Origin of the sequence: Streptomyces sp. NPDC099050, assembly GCF_044759865.1 — a bacterium.
GTDB lineage: Bacteria > Actinomycetota > Actinomycetes > Streptomycetales > Streptomycetaceae > Streptomyces.
Window position 1 is genome coordinate 189,545 of record NZ_JBIWAE010000005.1, and the last position, 19,230, is coordinate 208,774.

Sequence of the window (19,230 nt, forward strand, 5' to 3'; positions counted from 1 at the left end):
CAAGGGCATGTCAGCGCAGGAGTCCCAGGAATCGCCCGAGCACCCGCCGGAGTCCTCACCGGAACCGCCCGACCCGTTGGAGGCCGCGACGGCGGCCACCCGGAGTCTCCAGGGGCTGTCCACCGAGCTCACGGCCCGGGTGCCGCAGCTGCTGGAGGCCATGCGGTCGGTCGGTACCGGCCTCGAACTGCACTCCACGCTGGACCGGATCTGCGAGACGGCCGCCGAGCTCGCGGACGCCCGCTACGCGGCCATCGGCGTGGTCGACACCGAGGGCCGGGGGCTCTCGGACTTCGTCACCTTCGGGATCAGCGACGCGCTGGCCAAGAAGATCGGGCACCGGCCGGACGGGAAGCGTGGCCTGCTGGGCGCGCTGATCTCGAACCCGGACCCCGTGCACCTCGCCGACCTGACCAAGGACCCGCGCTCGTCGGGCTTCCCCGCCCATCACCCGCCGATGAAGACCTTCCTCGGAGTGCCGATCCGGGTCCAGGGCGAGATCTTCGGGAACCTCTACCTCGCGGAGAAGAACGGCGGCGGCGAGTTCAACGACTACGACGTCCACATGGTCCGGGTGCTGGCCACCGAGGCGGGCATCGCCATCGGCAATGCCCGGCTCTACGAGGCGGCCACCCAGCGGGAGCGCTGGATCGACGGTTCGGTCGCCGTCACCACGGCCCTGCTGTCGGGCGGGGACGCGGACGACGCGCTCGCGGTCGTCGCCGAACAGGCCCGCAGGCTCGCCGATTCGGCCGCCGGGATCGTGATGCTGCCGGCCGAGGAGGGCGGGATGGAGATCGTCGCGGTCTCCGCCGAGAACCCGGCGACCTCGCTCGGCATCGTCATCCCGGCCGAGAGCCCGGTGGTGGCCAGGCTGCTGGAGGGCGAGCCGGTCTTCGTGGACGATGCCGCCTCCGACCCCCGCATGATCAGCCGCCTGACCAGCCAGTACGGGGCCTGCATGATGCTTCCGCTGCAGAGCGGGGGCCGGGTGCTGGGGGCCCTCGTCACGCCGCGGGCGCGCGGAAAGCGGCCCTTCACCGAGGCGGAGCGGACCCTGGCCACCCAGTTCGCCTCGCAGGCGGCCCTGGCGCTGATGATGGCGGAGGCGCAGCGGGACCGGGAGCGCCTCGCGGTCTTCGAGGACCGTGACCGGATCGCCCGTGACCTCCACGACCTGGTCATCCAGCGGCTCTTCGCGACCGGGATGATGCTGGAGGGCGCCCAGCGCCGTTCCATCGTCCCGGAGGTCCGCGACGGCGTCGGCAAGGCCGTGGACGAGCTCGACGTGACGATCCAGGAGATCCGCACCGCGATCTTCGCGCTCCAGCAGGGACCGGCGGAGGCCCCCTCGGGCCTGCGCACCCGGGTGCTGCGGGAGATCAACATGGCCGCCGTGCCGCTGGGATTCAAGCCCGCGCACCGCTTCCTCGGGCCGATCGACGCGGTCGTCGGCGAACTCGTCGGCAAGAACCTGATCGCCGCCCTGCGCGAGGCCCTGTCGAACGCGTTCCGGCACTCGGAGGCCTCCCGGATCGAGGTGGTGCTCGACTCCACCGTCAGCCTGGCCGACGGGCGGCCCGGGGTCCGGCTGGAGGTGGCCGACGACGGGGTGGGCATCCCGGAGGGCGGCCGGCGCAGCGGGCTGCGGAACCTGCGCCGGCGGGCCGAATCGCTCGGCGGCTCCAGCTCGTACGGCCCCGGCCTCGGCGAGGAGGGCGGCGGGACCACCCTGGTGTGGGAGGCCCCGCTGTAACCACGCCCGTTGGCTAAGGCTCGGCGCGGGACGTCCGGTCGGCCAGGATGCGCTCGATGACCAGGGCGACGCCGTCCTCGTTGTTGGCGACCGTACGGCCCGACGCGGCCGCGATCACATCGGGATGGGCGTTGCCCATCGCGTACGAGGTGCCGGCCCAGCCGAGCATCTCCACGTCGTTCGGCATGTCGCCGAAGGCGACCACCTCGGCGGGCGAGATGCCGCGCTCCTCGCAGCACAGTGCCAGGGTGCTCGCCTTGGAGACGCCCGGGCCGCTGATCTCCAGCAGGGAGGTCGGGCTGGAGCGGGTGATCGAGGCGTACGCGCCGGCGACGGAGCGAGCCAGTGTCAGGAACTCGTCCGGAGCCAGCTCGGAGTGGTGCGCGAGCACCTTGAGGACGGGCGCCGCATCGTCGTCCGTGGCCTCGTCGAGCAGCTCCTCGGCGGTGGCGACATTGGCGCCCGGGTCCTGGAAGAACGGCGGGTACTGGGGCTCGTAGTTGATGCCGGTGGTCAGCTCCACGGCGAAGGAGGTGCCGGGGGCGGCGGCCCGCAGGGCCTCCACCACCTTGAGCGCGGTGATCCGGGGCAGTGGCCTGACCTGGACGAACTCCCGGCCCGCAGGTTGCCGGTCGGAGGTGTGCCGGTCGGCGGTGTGCCCGGCGCCGGCGTGCCGGTCCATGGCGTGCAGGTCGACGACGGCGGCGCCGTTCGCGCAGATGGCCAGGCCGTGGCCCTGAACGTGGTCGCTGACCACACCCATCCACCGGGCCGGGCGTCCGGTCACGAAGAACACCGCGATGCCGGCCTCCTCGGCGGCGGCGAGTGCGGCGACGGTGCGCTCCGAGACGGATTTGTCGTCGCGCAGCAGGGTGCCGTCGAGGTCGGTGGCGATGAGCCGGGTCGCGGGGGTTGGCCCGTCCGGGCGCTGGGGAGCCGAGGTCACGGCTCCATCTTCGCCCATGCCGGCGGTCGGCGATGTTTCACGTGAAACATCGCCACATGGATGTCAGTGGGCGGTGGAAGGATCTCCTCGCCGGTTCCGCTGCCGTTCGCGCCGCCGGCTCGGTGCCGGTTCCGACGACATCACCCGGGGGCGACGTGCTCATCCCTTCAGCCCGTGCGCGGGACTGCGACGCCTGCGGCGGCCCGCACGCCAAAAGGGTCGCGACCCTGGCGATGCTCCTGTGCACGGTGTGCGAACGAGAGGGCACCCACCATCCGGAGCGGGAACCGGTCCTGGTGGGCGAGGTCCTGCGCGCGCTCCTCTTCACGCCGTAGAGACAGCATCGGGCGTAGGGTCCCTGCACACCGCGGGAACGCGGCGAAGCCGGTGGTTGGCATGGGAGATTTGGTGACCGATACACGATCCGACCGGGAGGCTCCGGAGGGCGAGTCCCCTCAGGAGGCCGCACCTGTAGCCGGTCGCGGGCAGAAACGGCGCCGCCCCTTCTGGATGGAGCTGCCCCTCCTCGTGGGTGTCGCGCTGGTGCTGGCCTTCCTGATCAAGACGTTCCTGCTCCAGGCGTTCCTGATCCCCTCGGGCTCCATGCAGAACACCCTGCAGAAGGACGACCGCGTCCTGGTCGACAAACTCACCCCGTGGTTCGGCTCGAAGGCGGCCAGGGGCGAGGTCGTGGTCTTCCGGGACCCCGGCGATTGGCTGGAGGGGCATCCGGTGGAGAAGCCCAATACGGCTCAGAAGCTCCTGAGCTCTGTCGGGCTGATGCCCGCGGCCGGAGAGAAGCACTTGATCAAGCGTGTCATCGGCGTCGCCGGCGACACGGTCGAATGCGAGGGCACGGGACCACTGAAGGTGAACGCCAAGCCGCTCACCGAGCCGTACGTCTTCGCCGGGAACACGGCCTGCAGCCCGGACGCGGGCGGCCAGTTCAAGGTCACGGTACCCAGCGGTCACATCTGGGTCATGGGCGACCACCGGCAGAGTTCGCAGGACTCCCGCTATCACCAGAGTGACCCCCGCGGCGGCATGGTGCCCCTGACGGACGTGGTGGGTCGTGCCGTGGTGCTCGCCTGGCCGGTCGACCGCTGGGCGACCCTGCCCGTGCCGAGCACCTTCGAGCAGCCGGGTCTCGCTCCCACACCGTGATGCCCGGACGCGCCGGGGCCGGGGACCGCTGCCGCGTCCCCGGCCTGCTCGTGGTCAGCCCAGCTGTGCGAGCGCCTCAGTGGCGATCTTCTCGAAGACGCTGTGGTCGGTGGCGAAGTCCGAGTCGGGGATCGGCCAGTGGACGACGATCTCGGTGATGCCCAGGTCCCGGTGGATCCCCGCGAAGTCCACGAAGGCGTCGAGGGATCCCAGGGGGCGGCCCGGCTGCGGCGTGAAGCCGGTGAGCAGGATCTTGTCCAGCTCGTCCACGTCCCGGCCGATCTCCGCGCAGGCCGTGCCCAGCCTCTGGATCTGGCCGCGGATGGCCTCCGCCGACTGCTCCTGAGTGCCCGCCTCGAACAGCTTCGGATCACCGGTGGTCACCCACGCCTGGCCGTGCCGGGCGGCGAGCTTCATGCCGCGGGGGCCGGTGGCGGCCACCGCGAAGGGCAGCCGGGGGCGCTGGACGCAGCCGGGGATGTTGCGGGCCTCGTCGGCGGAGTAGTGCGTGCCCCGGTGCGTCACGGCGTCCTCGGTGAGGAGGCGGTCCAGCAGGGGCACGAACTCTCCGAAGCGGTCGGCGCGCTCGCGCGGGGTCCACGCCTCCTGGCCGAGGGCGGTGGCGTCGAAGCCGTTGCCGCCGGCCCCGATGCCGAGTGTGATCCGGCCGCCCGAGATGTCGTCCAGGGACATCAGCTCCTTGGAGAGCGTCACCGGGTGCCGGAAGTTCGGCGAGGTGACGAGCGTGCCCAGGCGCAGGCGCTCCGTGGCCGTCGCGGCAGCCGTGAGCGTGGGCAGCGCGCCGAACCACGGACCGTCCCGGAAGGTTCGCCAGGACAGGTGGTCATAGGTGTACGCGGTGTGGAAGCCCAGCTGCTCGGCCCGCTGCCAGCGGTCACGGCCGCCCTCGTGCCAGCGGCTGACGGGAAGGATCACGGTGCTCAAGCGCAGAGTCATACCCGCGAGCCTACGACTGTCTGGCAGGGTCTTCGCTTGGCCACGGGCCCGCGTCGCCCGCTGCCGCCGTCGCCCCGGACCTCGGGGCGACGGCGGCAGCGCCGCCTCAGGAAGAGGTGCGCAGCAGGTGTTCCGTGGTGCGTTCGGCGCTTTCCAGGAGCCACTCCGGAGCCACGCCCTCGGGGAGCGCGCGGACCTCGGCCGCCAGGGCCGAGACCCGGGCGGCGCCGGCCTCGGGCCGGCCGAGCTCGTGCTCGGTCCAGGCGGCGTTGTTCACGCACTGGAACCGGGCCTGCAGGTGCTCCGGGCCGAGCTCCGCATGGAGGGCGGCGGCCCGCTCCCAGAGCAGGATCTCCTCCAGCCGCAGCGCCTCCAGCTCCGCCGCGCCCAGCGGTTCGGCGGCCCCCGAGCCGCGGTTCTGCGCCTCCCCGTCCTCCTCCCGAGCCTCCCCGTCCTCCTCCCGCGCCTCCTCGTCGGCGCGGACCCGGCGGTCGAGCACCTGGGCGAGCTGGTTCCAGGTCTCGGCGAGTTCGGCCCGTGCCTCGGGGGCCCCGGGGGCGTCCGGGGCCTGCGCCAGCGCGGCGGTCAGCACCCCGGCCGCCTCGTCCATCCGGGCCCGGGCCCCGGCGACCGCCGCGTCGGTGATCTCCTCACGCAGCCCCAGCCAGGCCAGCGACCGCAGGATCCGTACCTCGGCGACCGGCGCGTCCTTCGACCGCCGGCGCAGCTCCAGGGCCCGCTCGTACGCGGCGACGGCCTCCGGCACCAGCCGTGCCTCGGAGAGCTGGTCGGCGGCGGCCTGGGCGAAGTTCGCCTGCGGACGCGGGTCCTCCCAGTCCTCGGAGAGCTCCGCAGCCAGCAGGTACTGCTCGGCCGAGCCCCGGGAGTCGTGCAGATCGCGCAGCAGGTCGCCCAGGAACTCCCGTACTGAGACGGCCTGGCCCGCGCCGTGCTCCAGCAGGTCCGGCAGCGTCGACTGCAGTACCTCGGCCGCTTCGGCGGTACGGCCCTCCCGGGCGTGGCACCGGGCGAGCAGTAGCCGCGCCTGGGCGCCGCCGTCGGCGGTGAGCCCGGCCTGGTCGAACCAGTGCGCCGCCTCCAGAGCGTGCCGCGCGGCCTCCGCGTCGGCCTCGTCGCGCCCCAGCAGGATGTCGGCGAGGGTGAGCCGTACGACGCCCTGCGCCTCGGGGTCGGTCACCTCGGCGGCGTGCGCCAGCCCGGCGCGGGCCGACTCCTCGGCCTCCGCCGAACGGTCCAGCGACATCAGCACGCCGGCCCGCAGTACGAGCGGGTCCACGGCGAGCCACGGCCGGGCCGAGGCCACCGACCGCTCGGCGGATGCGGCGAGCAGCGCCACGGCACGTTCCGGGTCGCCCTGCGAGAGGGCGAGCCGGCCCAGCATCTCCTCGGCCTCCGCCGCCAGGTCGGGCAGGGCCGTGGCGTAGGCCTCGGCGAAGGCGGCCAGTTCGGCGGCCAGCTCGCCGTGGCCGTGCCCGGGGTCGTGGGCGTTCCCGTGGGCGTGCCCGTGCCCATCCCCATCCCCGTGGCCGTCGCCGTGCCCGTGTTCGGGGTCCTCGGTGGCCTCGACCGAGCGCAGGTACGACTCCACCCGGATCCCGGTCAGCTCCGCGAGGGCGATCCGCCGGGTCCGCAGCGGCTCGTCCGCGTCCAGCGCCTCGGCGTGGCGCAGGGCGACGGCCAGCAACTCGCGCAGCTCCCCCGCCCCGGTGCCCGACTGCGCGGCCACGGTCGCCAGCCGCAGCTCGGCCAGAGTGGCGCGCTCCGCGAGCCCCAGCTCCCGGTAGCGCTCGCGTACGCCGGCCAGCAGTTCCGGCGCGTTCGCGGCGCCGGCCCGAGCGGCCGCCAGGGCCCGGTGGTCCGCGACATCGGCGGTGGCCAGCGGATCCGACCCGGCCGTCGCCTCGGGGCGCAGGGCCACCTTCTCCCAGAGGGCGTCCGCGCCGGGGTGCCCGATGTCGCGTGCGGCCCTGGCCCGTTCCACGAGTTCCGCGAAGCCCTCGGCCGGGGCCGCCTCGGGAGCCGCTTCGGAGGCCGGGACGGGGCCCGGCTGCGGGAGCGCCGCGAGCGCGGAGCTCCGTACGCCCAGCGGCAGGACCGCGGTCACCGGGGCCGCGCCGATCCGCGCGAGGAACCGGTCGGAGACCCGGGTGGAGCCGTTGCGCGCGTCGAACCGCCCGGCGATGTCGAGCGAGCCCGCGCGCAGCACCTCGTACAGCTCGGACACGCTGCGCGGGCTGCCCTCGTAGGAGACGGCGGGGCTCTGCCCGTGGCCCAGCTCCGTCAGCCGGCGCAGCAGGACGAGGATCCCGCCGTGGAAGGCCAGCTGGTCGGAGAGGTTGGCGAGCGGGGCCACGTGCGCCGCGTGCTCGGCCAGGATCTCCAGCCCCCGGGACTCGTTCCCGGTGAGCGCGCAGAACTCGATGTGCCGTCCCACCGAGGGCAGCAGGCTCTCCTTGTCCCGGGCCAGGCGGTATCCGCGCAGATGGGCCGATCGGGCCTCGTCGAACCGGCCGAGCCGTACCAGCGGGAGCAGCGAGGTCGCGAGGACCCGGTGGGGTTCCTCGGCGCAGGTCTGCTCGCCGGACAGCACCGGCTGCCAGACCTCCAGGGCCTCGGAGTCGTCGCCGCGCAGTACGGCGTACTGGCCCTGGCCGTTGAGTTCGCAGGCGTGGCAGTCGCTCATGTCGTCGCGGTCGGCGGCCTGCCAGCGGGCGTACGCGCGTCCGGCCCGGGCGTCGTCGCCGGTGGCGTCGGCGAGCCACAGCTCGGCCTCGCGCACGGGACGCTCGCTGTAGCCGGCGATCCGGTAGCGGCGCTCCATCTCGTCCAGCCAGCCGGCGGCCGACTCCAGCGGGATCTCCGGTGAGTTGCCGATGGCGCCGGCGATCCACTTGAACTGCCAGAACAGCGAGTGGGCGTCCCACTCGTCGAAGGCGCCGGGGTCCTTGTCGTACTCCTGGAGCAGCCGGGCGAAGGGGACGAGCATCTTCGGCGACTCGGAGCTGTACAGGTAGGCGTTGATCAGGTTGTCCAGAGCCGCACGGAACAGCGGACGGTCCCCGGTCGCCTCGGCGGCGGTGGACAGGGTCTCGGCGTGCGCGTTGCGCGCCGTCCCGCCCGGTGCCCGGCGGTTCTCGGCCAGTCCGCGCTCGATCTCCTCGCGGGTCATCGTGCTCACTTCTGATCCTCCTGGGTGCCGGTGGTGTCCGGGCCGTCCGTGCTGCTGACGGGGTGGGTCGCCCATTCCAGGAGTCCGAGGAAGGCCCGGTTGAGCAGGGCGGTGTCGGCCGCGCGCAGGGGTCGCTGCGACCTCAGCAGGGCCTGGCCGTAGAGCGATTCGACGGCGGTGGCGGTCAGGGCCTCGTCGGGGAGGGCGGCGATCCGGCGGATGAGCGGGTTGTTGTGGTTGAGCACGAGGCGGGCGCGCGGGGCGGAGCCGCGCAGCGAACCGAGGATGCCGCTCCACAGCGAGTCCGCGGTCTCCAGGGCAGCCGTGCGGTCGCGCTCCTGACGGGCCTGGCGGTCGTCGAGGTAGAGCGCGGGGACGGCGGCGGGCTGGAAGGCGCGCAGGACGACGTCGCAGCTCAGCGGTTCCAGGCGGGTCCGGGCGGTGGCCAGGAAGGGGGCCAGGGCCAGCTCGGCGGAGGTCGGTACCGGATCGAGCCGTTCGGTGACGGCCCCCGCGTCGAGCTCGGTGACCTTGAGTTCCGGCCGGACGGCGGGCAGCAGCGCCAGCAGGTCGGCATCGTAGGTGTAGCCGGCGTTGATGACTCCGAGACCGTGGGCCGCCGCGATCGGGGCGATCTGGCGGAACTCCTCCACGGTCCGGGTGAAGTGGATCTCGGTGTGCGCGGAGGTGAACTCCTCCAGGTTCATGGAACCGTCGCTGGTCTCGAACGGCAGCCAGGGCAGCATCAGGCCGAGCAGCTCGGCGTCGTGCCGGGCCAGCGACTTCACCCCGAGGTGGTGGACACCGAGGAAGGCGGCCAGCCGCTCGGGTTCGCTCGTGGCGAGCTCGGCGAGCCAGGCGCGGACGCGGGCCCCGAGGGCCTCGCGGACGGCGGCCAGGGTTTCGTCGTCGTACAGGTTCTCGCGGGAGGCGGTGGGCCGCAGGGTGTCGGTGTCGAGGACGGCACGGACGAAGAACGCCCAGTCGGGCAGCAGGTTGTCGGCCTTGTCGGTCAGCAGCATGCCCTTGAGGTGGACGCGGTGTCCGGACCGGTGGGCGGGGCTGGTCGGCTCGGGCAGGACGTACGCGACTCCGCGCACTCCCGCCACGGGAAGGTCGAGGTCGATGCTGTCGAGGGGGGTGAAACCGAAGAGCTGCGCGCAGTGCCCGGCGAGCGCGACGCGGCGGGCCGCGGGGGTGGGGAAGGACCGGTCCCATACGGCGGGCCGGTCGGTGACGGGGCGGGGTCCGGCGGCGGAGCCGTCGTCGAAGGTGATGTCGTAGGGCAGGAGCGAGCCGTAGTCGCGGGCCAGCTGTTCGACCTTGGCCGGGACGGTCCACTCCTCGGCGCCGGGGCGGGCCTCCAGGACGACGGTGGTGCCGGGCTCCGTGCGGGCTTCGGAGGGCAGCTCGCGGACGGTGTAGGAGCCGTCGTCCGTGGCCAGCCACTCGACGGGCGCGGCCAGCGGATCGCGGGCGGAGCGGGTGACCACGCGGATCTCGCGGGCGACGACGAAACAGGCGAGCAGGCCGATGCCGAACTGGCCGAGGAACTCCTGGCGGGTGGTCTCCAGGCCGTGCGGGCCTCCGCGCTTGGAGCTGCGTCCGATGGTGGCGAGGAGGGAGTGGGCCTCGTCGGCGGTCAGGCCGATGCCGCTGTCCTCGATGGTCACGCGGTTCCCGGTCGCCGACAGCCGGATGCGGATCTCGGCCCCGGGGTCCAGGGCGTGGCGGGCGGTGACGGCGTCGACGGCGTTCTGGAGGAGCTCGCGGACGTACACGCGGGGGCTGGAGTAGAGGTGGTGGGAGAGCAGGTCGACCAGACCGCGCAGGTCGACCTGGAAGGTGTTCGGGTGGGGTTCTTCGGACGTCATGGGGTGTCACCTCGCGTGCTGGTACGGGTTGTTCGGCGACCGCGAGGTACCCCCCTCACAGATCCCGGAGTGAGGAACAGAGTAGGGGGATGATCTGACAATCCCTCCGTGAATTCCGGGGCCTCCGGGGCTTCTCCCAAGCCCTCCGGAGCTTCTCCCGAGAACCGTCCGCTTATTGGAACCGAAGGAATTGCGGCGGCACGGAGTCCACCAGCCACACTCCATTGGCGCTGATCCGAAAGACGTGCCCCGCGGCGCGCATCGCTCCCGCGTCCACGGCGAGGACGACCGGCCGACCGCGCCGGGCGCCGACGCGGGTCGCCGTCTCCCGGTCCGGGGAGAGGTGGACGTGGTGGCGGGCCATCGGGCGCAGTCCCTCGGCGCGGATCGCGTCCAGGGCGGCGGCGACGGTGCCGTGGTAGAGGTACGCGGGCGGTTCGGCCTCGGGCAGGCCCAGGTCCACGGGGACGGTGTGGCCCTGGCTGGCGCGGATCCGGCTGCCGTCGACGGCGAGGCGCTGCTTGTCGTTGGAGGCGACCACGTGGTCGAGCTCGGCCCGGCTGATGCGGAAGCCGTGGGCGGCGGTGGCGCTCAGGAGATCGTCGATCTCCACCCAGCCCTGTGGGTCGAGCACCAGTCCGATGCGTTCCGGCTGATGGCGGAGGTGTTTCGAGACGTATTTGGACACCTTGACGGTGCGCTTGTCATCCATTCGCCCAGCGTGACGGCTCGGTCGGGTCCGGCGCAGCGATTTTTCGTCCTTCTCCCGAACCTGGACTCCCTCTATCGCGTTTCCAAGATACGGAATACATTTTCCGCTGAACTGCCACTCAAGAGGAAGAAAAGTATGACAAACAGCGCGTCTCTGTCTCTGTCTCGGCGGGCCACCGCCGAGCTCGTCGGCACCGCCGCCCTCCTCGTGGTCGTCATCGGATCGGGAATCCAGGCCGCGGCGCTCACCTCCGATACGGGCGTCGCCCTGGTCGCCAACTCACTCGCCTCGGCCATCGGGCTCGGGCTGATCATCACGCTCTTCGGGCCGCTCTCGGGCGCCCACCTCAACCCGGTGGTCACCCTCACGGCCTGGTGGGGGCGGCGCAACGGCGGCGAAGGAGTCGAAGGCCGGGAAGCCCTGGTCTACGTGGCGGCCCAGACCGCCGGGGCCATAGCCGGCGCGGTCCTCGCGGAAGCGATGTTCGGCCGCGCCCCCGGAGCCTTCTCCACCCAGGTCCGCGACGGCGGGCACCTGCTCGTCGGGGAGGTCGTGGCCACCGCCGGGCTGGTCCTGGTGATCCAGGGCCTGGGCCGCATCGGCCGGCCGAAGCTGATCCCGGCCGCGGTCGCCGCCTACATCGCCGCCGCGATCTGGTTCACCTCCTCCGGGTCCTTCGCGAACCCGGCCGGCACCATCGGGCGCAGCTTCAGCGATTCCTTCACCGGCATCGCCCCGCAGTCGCTGCCGGGGTTCGTCGCCGCCCAGCTCGTCGGAGGGGTCCTGGGTCTGGTCCTCGCGGCCGTGCTCTACGGGACCACCCGCCGGGAAGCCGCCGACGCGGCCGACACCGCGGGCACTGCCAACACCGTCAGCACCAGCAGCACTGCCAACACCAGCAGCACTGCCAACACCGTCAGCACCAGCATCCCGGTGGCCGAAACCAGCCCGCCCGGACCGGCGTTCCAGGCCGTCGTCTGACCCTCCGGGACGGGTTCCCCACAGGCCGGGCGGACTTGTCCACAGCCCTTTGCGCCGGTTTCGCCGACAAAAGCGTGATCCGGCCTGTGGACTACTGAGCGAGCACTACCGGCCGCCTCGGCTGGCCAGATCGTTCATCGTCCGGGCCTGCAACTCCCGCTCCGTGGCGGCCCGGACGAACTCCGCCACGTGGTCGGGGCCCACCAGCTCCTGCACCGCCCGCACGGTCTCCGCGGGCAGCGCCACCGGGGCCGGCCCGGACGGCTGCGGGGTTCCGACGGCCCCGAGGTGGCGCTGCAGGTGCCGGGTCGCGAAGAGGCGCATCGCCCGCGCCAGTTCCGCGTCCACCGTCTGCTGGGCCAGCGGCCGCAGTCTGCGTACCATCGTCGCCGCCTCGGCCGCGTCGGAGTCCGTGGGGGGTACGGCCCCCAGGTACCGGGCGAAGACGTGCTCCGTGGTGAACTCCAGGAAGCGCGAGGCGATGAGCTCCACCTGGCCGCGGAGCTCCCGCAGATGACCCGTGATCGCGGGCAGTGGGACCCCCGCGGCGTACAGCTCGGCCGCCACGGACAGCTCCTGAGGAGACGGTACGAGGAACTGGTCCGGGCGACCCGGGATCCGCTCCAGCACGCCCAGTTCGCACGCCTCGCCGACGGCTTCGTCGTCGGGCTTGCCGCCGAACCGTTCGTTCAGCTCGTCCCGGCTTATCCGGGCCGCCTCCTCGTCCGTCCACGGCCCGTGCACCTCGGCCACCAGCCCGAGGACCCCGCCGAGCCCGCGGCCCGCGTCCCAGGCCTCCAGCAGTTCCTTGATCGAGGCCAGGGTGTACCCGCGGTCCAGCAGGTCGGCGATCTGGCGCAGCCGCGCCAGATGCGTGTCCCGGTAGACGTTGGAACGGCCTCGACGCTCCGGCTTCGGCAGCAGACCGCGGTCCTGGTACGCCCGGATCGTGCGGACGGTCGCACCGCTGTGGTGCGCCAGATCCTCGATCCGGTACTCGGCTACTGCCTGCTCGGACAATCCCGGCTCCCTACGACATGGCGGCTCGGCCGACCGCGCCCGCAGCTGACCGGGCGGCAGGTGAAGCCGCGAGGTACTCGACCGCCCTGCGCAGCGAGCCCTCCTGCGAGGGATGGTACGACCGCCGCAGGTAGCGGGGTATGGCCATGCCGAGCTCTCTCCAAGTGGGCAACAGACCCCTGGCCACGGACCGGTTGTGCTCGCGCAGCGAATAGCGGGTCCGTCCGCGCAGTTCGGGGTCGTTGCGCAGGAGGTACGAGGCCCCCGCGATCCAGAGCCAGCCCATGACCGGCGCGACCACGGCCATGCCCCCGACACGGCGGGCGTAGCGGGGCAGGCCCGCTCCGCCGCAGTGCTGGTACATGTCGAAGGCGACCGAGCGGTGCTCCACCTCCTCCGCGCCGTGCCAGCGCAGCAGGTCGAGCATGACCTCGTCCGCTGCGGCCGCGTCCAGCCCCTCGGCGCCGAGCACCCAGTCCCCGAGGACCGCCGTGAACTGCTCGATCGCGGCGACCAGCGCGAGCCGGAAGCGCAGCCATTCCTGCGCCGTGATCGGGGCACCGAACGGCGGGGTCTCCCCCAGCAGCTTCTCGAAGAGGAAGTCCACGTACTTCGTGTACGCCTCGGTGGGCAGCCGCTGTTCGGCGAGGTGGTCCAGGACGTAGGAGTGCTGCACGCTGTGCGTGGCCTCCTGGCCCATGAACCCCTTCACGTCGCCGCGCAGCTTCGGGTCCGTGACCAGGGGCAGGCCCTCTTTGAAGACCTTCACGAACCACCGCTCACCGGCCGGCAGCAGCAGGTGCAGCACGTTGATGACGTGGGTGGCGGTGGGCTCGTCCGGTATCCAGTGCAGCGGGGTGGTCTTCCAGTCGAAGGCCACCCGGCGCGGTGCGATCGCGTACCGGGCAGCCCTGCCCGGGGCCGCCCCGCTCACAGCTTGGGCTCCAGTTTCGCGAACCGCCGCAGGGTCCCCGGCGCGAACCGGGACATCCACAGGGCGCCCTTGGACTCGGGGGTCACCGGGACCACGGCCTGGTTCTTCACGACCGCGAGCAGGATCGCGTCCGCGACCTTCTCCGGCGGGAAGTTGCGCAGCCCGTAGAGGCGCGAGGACTTCTGCTGGCGCCGCTTCTCCTCGGCCTCGTCCACTCCGGCGAAGCGGGAGGTGGCGGTGATGTTGGTGTTGACGATGCCGGGGCAGATCGCCGACACCCCGATCGACTTCGAGGCCAGCTCGGCCCGCAGGCACTCGCTCAGCATCAGCACCGCCGCCTTGGAGGTGCTGTACGCGGGCAGCGTCTTGGACGGCAGGTAGGCGGCGGCGGAGGCGGTGTTGACGATGTGCCCGCCCTGTCCGCGCTCGGCCATCTGCTTGCCGAAGAGCCGGCAGCCGTGGATGACGCCCCACAGGTTGACGTCGAGGACCTTCTTCCAGTCCTCGGCGGTCGTGTCCAGGAACGGTCCCGACAGGCCGACCCCGGCGTTGTTGACCAGGACGTCCACGATCCCGTACTCGGAGGCGACCTTCTCGGCGAGCTTCTCCATGGCCTGCTCGTCGCTGACGTCGACGCACTCGCCCCAGGCCTGCGGGGAGCCGACCAGGCGCGCCATGTCGGCGGTCCGGGCGGCGCCGTCGGCGTCCCGGTCCACGCACACCACACGGGCGCCGGCCTCGGCGAACGCGAAGGCGGTGGCCCGGCCGATGCCGCTGGCGGCTCCGGTGACCAGGACCAGCTGGCCGCCGAAGCGGTCCGCGTACCTGCCCGGGGCCTTCTGCTCCGGCGCCCGCGTGGCGGGCTCCTCCCGGGAGGAGACGAACTCGGTGATCCACGCGGCCAGCTGGTCGGGCCGGGTCCGCGGCACCCAGTGCTTGGCCGGCAGGGTGCGCCGCACCAGGTCCGGGGCCCACAGCTCCAGCTCGTCGTAGAGCCGCTCGGAGAGGAAGGCGTCCCCGGTGGGAGTGATCAGCTGCACCGGTACGTGGGCGTACGCGTCGGCGCGCGGCCGGCGCAGCCGGGCCCGGACGTTGTCCCGGTAGAGCCAGGCACCGTGCGCGGCGTCGGAGGACAGGGAGGCCGTGGGGTAGTCCCCGGCCGGGACCCCCTCCACCCGCTGGAGGATCTTCGGCCACTGCTTGCCGAGGGGCCCGCGCCAGGCGAGCTCCGGCAGCACGGGGGTGTGCAGCATGTACACGTACCAGGACTTGGCGCCCTGGTTCAGCAGCTGGGCAGCCCGGCGCGGGGTGGGCCGGGCCATCCGCTTCTTGATCCAGTGTCCGAAGTGGTCCAGGGAGGGCCCCGACATCGAGGTGAAGGAGGCGATGCGTCCCTCGGTCCGGGCGACCGTCGCGAACTCCCAGCCCTGTACGGATCCCCAGTCGTGGCCGACCAGGTGCACCGGGCGGTCCGGGCTGACCGCGTCCACGACCGCGAGGAAGTCGTCGGTCAGCTTCTCCAGGGTGAACCCGCCGCGCAGCGGCTGCGGCGCGGTGGAGCGCCCGTGGCCCCGTACGTCGTACAGCACGACGTGGAACCGGGAGGCAAGCCGCTCAGCGACCTGCGACCAGACCTCCTTGCTGTCCGGGTACCCGTGCACCAGGACCACGGTCGGCCGGTCCACGTCGCCGAGTTCGACGACGCACAGCTCGACCCCGCCGGTGCTCACCCAGCGCTCGCGCGCACCCGCCAGGCCCGCGTCCGTCATTGCGCTCATGCCGCCTTCTCCTCAGCCCAGCGCCGCACGTGCGGCAGATCGTCGTCCAGCCAGTACGCGCTCTCCTCGGGGTCCCGGGAGTCGGTGACGACCAGGATCTCCTCGAACTTCGCGCCGGTGCCCCGGAAGCCCAGGTGTGGCTCCACCGCCCACAGGCCGGGTTGCGGCGGGTGGTCGGAGAAGCGGTACGGGCTCCAGAGCGGGGACCAGCCCTCGCGGTGGCCGCGCAGGGCGTCGGAGGCCAGCCCCTTCAGGGCCTGGGTGCCGAACCCGAACGCGGTCGGGGCCCAGCTCCGCTCCTTGACCCGGTCTATCTTGTGCGCGATGACGCCGAAGGGGTAGGCCCGGTGCCGGTTCGTGTACCCCTGGGCGATCATCAGCCGCTCCACCTCCTCGTAGATGTCGCGCAGGGAGCGGCGCTCGCGGACCTGGTCGAGGATCAGCACCCGGTGCGCCTGCAGATCGGACATGAGCCGGTCCTGCACCGGGTTGAGGCCGAGGCTGCCCGAATACCCGATGTCCGCGGTGTGGCCCTTGTAGACCGGGGCCATGTCGAGGATGAACGGCATCCCCGGCTCCAGGGCCCGGTTCGTCGGGAAGAACTGCAGGGGGATCTTGAAGCCGGTGAAGGCGGTCCGGTCCCCGAACCACGCGAACGGCATGTGGAACCAGTCCCGCACCCCGCGCTCGCGCAGCCAGTCGCGCTGCATCCGCGCGGCCTCGCGCTCCGTCACACCGGGGCGCAGCTGCGCCGCGACGGCCTCCGCGCACTCGTAGGAGAGGCGCTGCACCTCCTTGAACCCGCGCAGCTCGGCGGAGAGTTCCGTGGTGCGTCGCTTCGTGCGTTGCCTGGTGTCCCCAGCCATGCCAGCCGTCCGTCCATGTAGCCGTACGCGCCCGTAACTTGACACTGATGAATGTGACAATGACCGGAGATCACGTCAAGGCCCGTGCACGGACCTGTGGACAAACTTGTCCGGTACGCATCAGCCCTACGTCAGTCTTATGTCGGGGTCCGTAGTCCTGAAGGCGGAGAAGGGATCGAGCTCCAGGTCTGACGATCCGGGCCCGGTGCGCCACTAACGTCGTTCACGTGACTGTCATCGCGACCGAAAGCCTGAGCAAGCGGTACCCCCGAGTGACCGCCCTCGACCGGCTCTCCTTGGACATCGGACCCGGAGTTACCGGGCTCGTGGGCGCCAACGGAGCCGGCAAGTCCACGCTGATCAAGATTCTGCTGGGACTGTCCCCCGCCACCGAGGGCACCGCCGCCGTGCTCGGACTCGACGTAGCCACCCATGGCAGCGCGATCCGCGAGCGCGTCGGCTACATGCCCGAACACGACTGTCTGCCCCCCGACGTCTCGGCCACCGAGTTCGTCGTGCACATGGCGCGCATGTCCGGGCTCCCGCCGACCGCCGCCCGCGAGCGCACCGCGGACACCCTGCGCCACGTGGGGCTGTACGAGGAGCGCTACCGCCCCATCGGCGGCTACTCCACCGGCATGAAGCAGCGCGTCAAGCTCGCCCAGGCGCTGGTCCACGACCCGCAACTGGTCCTCCTTGACGAGCCCACCAACGGCCTCGACCCGGTCGGCCGCGACGAGATGCTGGGCCTGATCCGCCGCGTCTACACCGACTTCGGCATCTCGGTCCTGGTCACCTCCCACCTGCTCGGCGAGCTGGAGCGGACCTGCGACCACGTCGTGGTCGTCGACGGCGGCAAGCTGCTGCGCTCCAGCTCCACCAGCGACTTCACCCAGACCACCACGACCCTCGCGGTCGAGGTCACCGACTCCGACACCCACCCGGACGGCACCGCCGCCCTGCGCAAGGCGCTCACCGAAGCGGGATTGACGCTGCACGCGGGCGAGGAGGAGGGCCTGCCCGGAGCCGGCCACATCCTCCTCGTCGAGGCCACCGGCGAGGCCACGTACGACGTCGTCCGCGACACGGTCGCCGATCTCGGCATCGGCCTGGTCCGCATGGAACAGCGCCGCCACCACATCGCGGAGGTCTTCCGCGACAGCGACGCGGCGGCCGCCCGGGCCGAACAGTTCGCAGCCCAGTCCGCCCAGGCCGCCGCCTGGGCCACCACCCAGCAGAAGGGAGCCGGTTCCGATGGCGCCTGACACCTCGACCCAGATCCACAACATCGGCTACCGGTCCTACGACGGCCCCCGGCTCGGCCGCTCCTACGCCCGCAAGTCGCTCTTCGCGCAGTCCCTGCGCGGCGCCTACGGACTCGGCCGCTCGGCCAAGTCCAAGGTGCTGCCGATGCTGCTCTTCGCGGTGATGTGCGTGCCCGCGCTGATCCTCGTCGCGGTCGCCATCACGGTGCCCGGCTCCACCGCGCTGCCGATCAAGTACACGACGTACGCGATGACCACCCAGGTGATCGTCTACCTCTACCTGGCCTCCCAGGCACCGCAGTCCGTCTCTCGGGACCTGCGCTTCAAGACGGTGCCGCTCTACTTCTCGCGGCCCATCGAACGCGTCGACTACGTCGTGGCCAAGTTCGCGGCCATGGCCTCGGCCCTGTTCATCCTCACCGCCACTCCGCTGCTGATCATGTGGATCGGCGCGCTCCTGGCGAAGTTCGACTTCGGCGACCAGACCAAGGGATTCGGGCAGGCACTGGTGTCGGTACTGCTGCTGTCACTGCTCTTCTCCGGCCTCGGCCTGGTCATGGCCGCGCTCACCCCGCGCCGCGGCTTCGGCGTCGCCGCCATCATCGCCGTGCTCCTGATCCCGTACGGCGCCGTGTCGGTCGTCCAGGCCGTCGCCGACGAGACGGGCTCGACCGGGGTCATCGAGTGGCTCGGCCTGTTCTCCCCGATGAGCCTCATCGACGGCCTGCAGACCGCCTTCCTCGGCGCCGACTCCGGCTTCCCCGGCGGCGCGGGTCCCTCCGGCGGCGTCGGCTTCGTCTACCTGCTCGTCATCCTCGGCCTCATCGCCGGCTCCTACGCCGCGCTGATGGCCCGCTACCGGAAGGCCGGGCTGTGAGCATCATCGACATCGACCACACCTCCCGCTGGTTCGGGAACGTCGTCGCCGTCAACGACGTGACCATGCGCATCGGTCCCGGAGTCACCGGCCTGCTCGGCCCCAACGGCGCAGGCAAGTCCACCCTCATCAACATGATGGGCGGCTTCCTCGCCCCCTCCACGGGCACCGTCACTCTCGACGGCACCCCGATCTGGCAGAACGAGCAGGTCTACAAGCAGATCGGCGTCGTGCCCGAGCGCGAGGCCATGTACGACTTCCTCACCGGCAAGGAGTTCGTCGTCGCCAACGCCGAACTGCACGGTCTCGAAGAGGCGGCCGCCCAGCGGGCCCTGGCCACGGTCGAGATGGAGTACGCCCAGGACCGCAAGATCTCCACGTACTCCAAGGGCATGCGCCAGCGCGTGAAGATGGCATCCGCCCTGGTCCACGACCCCTCGGTGCTCCTGCTCGACGAGCCGTTCAACGGCATGGACCCGCGCCAGCGCATGCAGCTCATGGAGCTGCTGCGGCGGATGGGCGACGACGGCCGCACCGTGCTCTTCTCCTCGCACATCCTGGAGGAGGTCGAACAGCTCGCCTCCCACATCGAGGTGGTCGTCGCCGGCCGACACGCCGCCTCCGGCGACTTCCGCAAGATCCGCCGCCTGATGACGGACCGCCCGCACCGCTACCTCGTCCGCTCCTCCGACGACCGGGCCCTCGCCGCGGCCCTGATCGCCGACCCCTCCACCGCCGGGATCGAGGTGGACCTCAAGGAAGGCGCCCTGCGCATCCAGGCCGTCGACTTCGGGCGCTTCACCGAGCTGCTGCCGCGGGTCGCCCGCGAGCACGGCATCCGGCTGCTGACGGTCTCGCCTTCCGACGAGTCCCTCGAGTCGGTCTTCTCCTACCTCGTCGCGGCCTGAAG

General features: G+C 72.0%; 16 protein-coding genes. 7 read left to right on the forward strand and 9 right to left on the reverse strand.

The genetic code is table 11. The features are described from left to right. Positions 1-7 precede the first annotated feature (7 nt). On the forward strand, positions 8-1,756 hold the full coding sequence (locus tag ACIQV3_RS11040) for a GAF domain-containing sensor histidine kinase (protein ID WP_403711932.1): 1,749 nt from the start codon (positions 8-10) through the stop codon (positions 1,754-1,756). A gap of 13 nt (positions 1,757-1,769) precedes the next feature. Here the strand turns inward: ACIQV3_RS11040 and ACIQV3_RS11045 are convergent, their stop codons facing one another. Next, a complete protein-coding gene (locus tag ACIQV3_RS11045) occupies positions 1,770-2,720 on the reverse strand; it encodes an HAD hydrolase family protein (RefSeq protein WP_403711934.1) in 951 nt (316 codons plus the stop codon). 137 nt (positions 2,721-2,857) lie between these two features. Between ACIQV3_RS11045 and ACIQV3_RS11050 the strand changes: the two genes are divergently transcribed. After that, a complete protein-coding gene (locus ACIQV3_RS11050; RefSeq protein ID WP_403711936.1) occupies positions 2,858-3,037 on the forward strand; it encodes a hypothetical protein in 180 nt (59 codons plus the stop codon). A gap of 61 nt (positions 3,038-3,098) precedes the next feature. Then, complete coding sequence (gene lepB, locus ACIQV3_RS11055) at positions 3,099-3,866, forward strand: signal peptidase I (RefSeq protein ID WP_403711938.1); 768 nt, start codon at positions 3,099-3,101, stop codon at positions 3,864-3,866. Between the two features lie 54 nt (positions 3,867-3,920). On the opposite strand, the gene ACIQV3_RS11060 is transcribed toward lepB, so the two are convergent. The 4 genes from ACIQV3_RS11060 to ACIQV3_RS11075 all read right to left on the reverse strand — a co-directional run bounded on the left by ACIQV3_RS11060 (position 3,921) and on the right by ACIQV3_RS11075 (position 10,599). After that, entirely contained in the window at positions 3,921-4,823 is a 903-nt protein-coding gene (locus ACIQV3_RS11060) for an LLM class flavin-dependent oxidoreductase (RefSeq protein WP_403711940.1), read from the reverse strand. A gap of 106 nt (positions 4,824-4,929) precedes the next feature. Further along, positions 4,930-8,022: a tetratricopeptide repeat protein gene (locus ACIQV3_RS11065; RefSeq protein WP_403711942.1), complete on the reverse strand. Its 3,093-nt coding sequence runs from the start codon at positions 8,020-8,022 to the stop codon at positions 4,930-4,932. Further along, on the reverse strand, positions 8,019-9,887 hold the full coding sequence (locus tag ACIQV3_RS11070; RefSeq protein ID WP_403711944.1) for an HSP90 family protein: 1,869 nt from the start codon (positions 9,885-9,887) through the stop codon (positions 8,019-8,021). The genes ACIQV3_RS11065 and ACIQV3_RS11070 overlap by 4 nt, the downstream gene beginning before the upstream one ends. 172 nt (positions 9,888-10,059) lie before the next feature. Then, positions 10,060-10,599, reverse strand: coding sequence for an RNA 2'-phosphotransferase (locus ACIQV3_RS11075; protein ID WP_403711946.1), 540 nt, complete (start codon positions 10,597-10,599; stop codon positions 10,060-10,062). 135 nt (positions 10,600-10,734) lie between these two features. Here ACIQV3_RS11075 and ACIQV3_RS11080 point away from each other — a divergent pair, with 135 nt between their 5' ends. Then, on the forward strand, positions 10,735-11,580 hold the full coding sequence (locus tag ACIQV3_RS11080) for an aquaporin (protein ID WP_403711948.1): 846 nt from the start codon (positions 10,735-10,737) through the stop codon (positions 11,578-11,580). Between the two features lie 105 nt (positions 11,581-11,685). On the opposite strand, the gene ACIQV3_RS11085 is transcribed toward ACIQV3_RS11080, so the two are convergent. The 4 genes from ACIQV3_RS11085 to ACIQV3_RS11100 are packed head-to-tail and all read right to left on the reverse strand — an operon-like array spanning position 11,686 to position 16,178. Beyond that, complete coding sequence (locus ACIQV3_RS11085; protein WP_243331221.1) at positions 11,686-12,600, reverse strand: MerR family transcriptional regulator; 915 nt, start codon at positions 12,598-12,600, stop codon at positions 11,686-11,688. A gap of 10 nt (positions 12,601-12,610) precedes the next feature. After that, positions 12,611-13,534 (reverse strand): metal-dependent hydrolase, encoded by a 924-nt coding sequence (locus tag ACIQV3_RS11090; protein ID WP_403711951.1) that lies wholly within the window; start codon positions 13,532-13,534, stop codon positions 12,611-12,613. Next, a complete protein-coding gene (locus ACIQV3_RS11095) occupies positions 13,531-15,303 on the reverse strand; it encodes an SDR family oxidoreductase (RefSeq protein WP_403712307.1) in 1,773 nt (590 codons plus the stop codon). The genes ACIQV3_RS11090 and ACIQV3_RS11095 overlap by 4 nt, the downstream gene beginning before the upstream one ends. 5 nt (positions 15,304-15,308) lie before the next feature. Then, positions 15,309-16,178, reverse strand: coding sequence for a M24 family metallopeptidase (locus ACIQV3_RS11100; protein WP_327305797.1), 870 nt, complete (start codon positions 16,176-16,178; stop codon positions 15,309-15,311). A gap of 227 nt (positions 16,179-16,405) precedes the next feature. Between ACIQV3_RS11100 and ACIQV3_RS11105 the strand changes: the two genes are divergently transcribed. Genes ACIQV3_RS11105 through ACIQV3_RS11115 form a run of 3 tightly spaced genes read left to right on the forward strand, consistent with a single transcriptional unit; the run spans position 16,406 to position 19,228 of the window. Further along, positions 16,406-17,443 carry an ABC transporter ATP-binding protein gene (locus ACIQV3_RS11105; protein WP_403711953.1) on the forward strand — a complete coding sequence of 346 codons (1,038 nt, stop codon included), beginning with the start codon at positions 16,406-16,408 and terminating at the stop codon, positions 17,441-17,443. Further along, positions 17,433-18,320 carry an ABC transporter permease subunit gene (locus ACIQV3_RS11110; RefSeq protein ID WP_403711955.1) on the forward strand — a complete coding sequence of 296 codons (888 nt, stop codon included), beginning with the start codon at positions 17,433-17,435 and terminating at the stop codon, positions 18,318-18,320. The genes ACIQV3_RS11105 and ACIQV3_RS11110 overlap by 11 nt, the downstream gene beginning before the upstream one ends. Beyond that, positions 18,317-19,228 (forward strand): ABC transporter ATP-binding protein, encoded by a 912-nt coding sequence (locus ACIQV3_RS11115; RefSeq protein ID WP_403711957.1) that lies wholly within the window; start codon positions 18,317-18,319, stop codon positions 19,226-19,228. The genes ACIQV3_RS11110 and ACIQV3_RS11115 overlap by 4 nt, the downstream gene beginning before the upstream one ends. Positions 19,229-19,230 lie beyond the last annotated feature (2 nt).

Coding starts and splice junctions, on each gene's coding strand:
- ACIQV3_RS11110 (WP_403711955.1), top strand. CDS start 17,433: ATGGCGCCTGACACCTCGACCCAGATCCACAACATCGGCTACCGGTCC.
- ACIQV3_RS11095 (WP_403712307.1), bottom strand. CDS start 15,303: ATGACGGACGCGGGCCTGGCGGGTGCGCGCGAGCGCTGGGTGAGCACC.
- ACIQV3_RS11070 (WP_403711944.1), bottom strand. CDS start 9,887: ATGACGTCCGAAGAACCCCACCCGAACACCTTCCAGGTCGACCTGCGC.
- lepB (WP_403711938.1), top strand. CDS start 3,099: ATGGGAGATTTGGTGACCGATACACGATCCGACCGGGAGGCTCCGGAG.
- ACIQV3_RS11040 (WP_403711932.1), top strand. CDS start 8: ATGTCAGCGCAGGAGTCCCAGGAATCGCCCGAGCACCCGCCGGAGTCC.
- ACIQV3_RS11060 (WP_403711940.1), bottom strand. CDS start 4,823: ATGACTCTGCGCTTGAGCACCGTGATCCTTCCCGTCAGCCGCTGGCAC.
- ACIQV3_RS11075 (WP_403711946.1), bottom strand. CDS start 10,599: ATGGATGACAAGCGCACCGTCAAGGTGTCCAAATACGTCTCGAAACAC.
- ACIQV3_RS11045 (WP_403711934.1), bottom strand. CDS start 2,720: ATGGGCGAAGATGGAGCCGTGACCTCGGCTCCCCAGCGCCCGGACGGG.
- ACIQV3_RS11100 (WP_327305797.1), bottom strand. CDS start 16,178: ATGGCTGGGGACACCAGGCAACGCACGAAGCGACGCACCACGGAACTC.
- ACIQV3_RS11080 (WP_403711948.1), top strand. CDS start 10,735: ATGACAAACAGCGCGTCTCTGTCTCTGTCTCGGCGGGCCACCGCCGAG.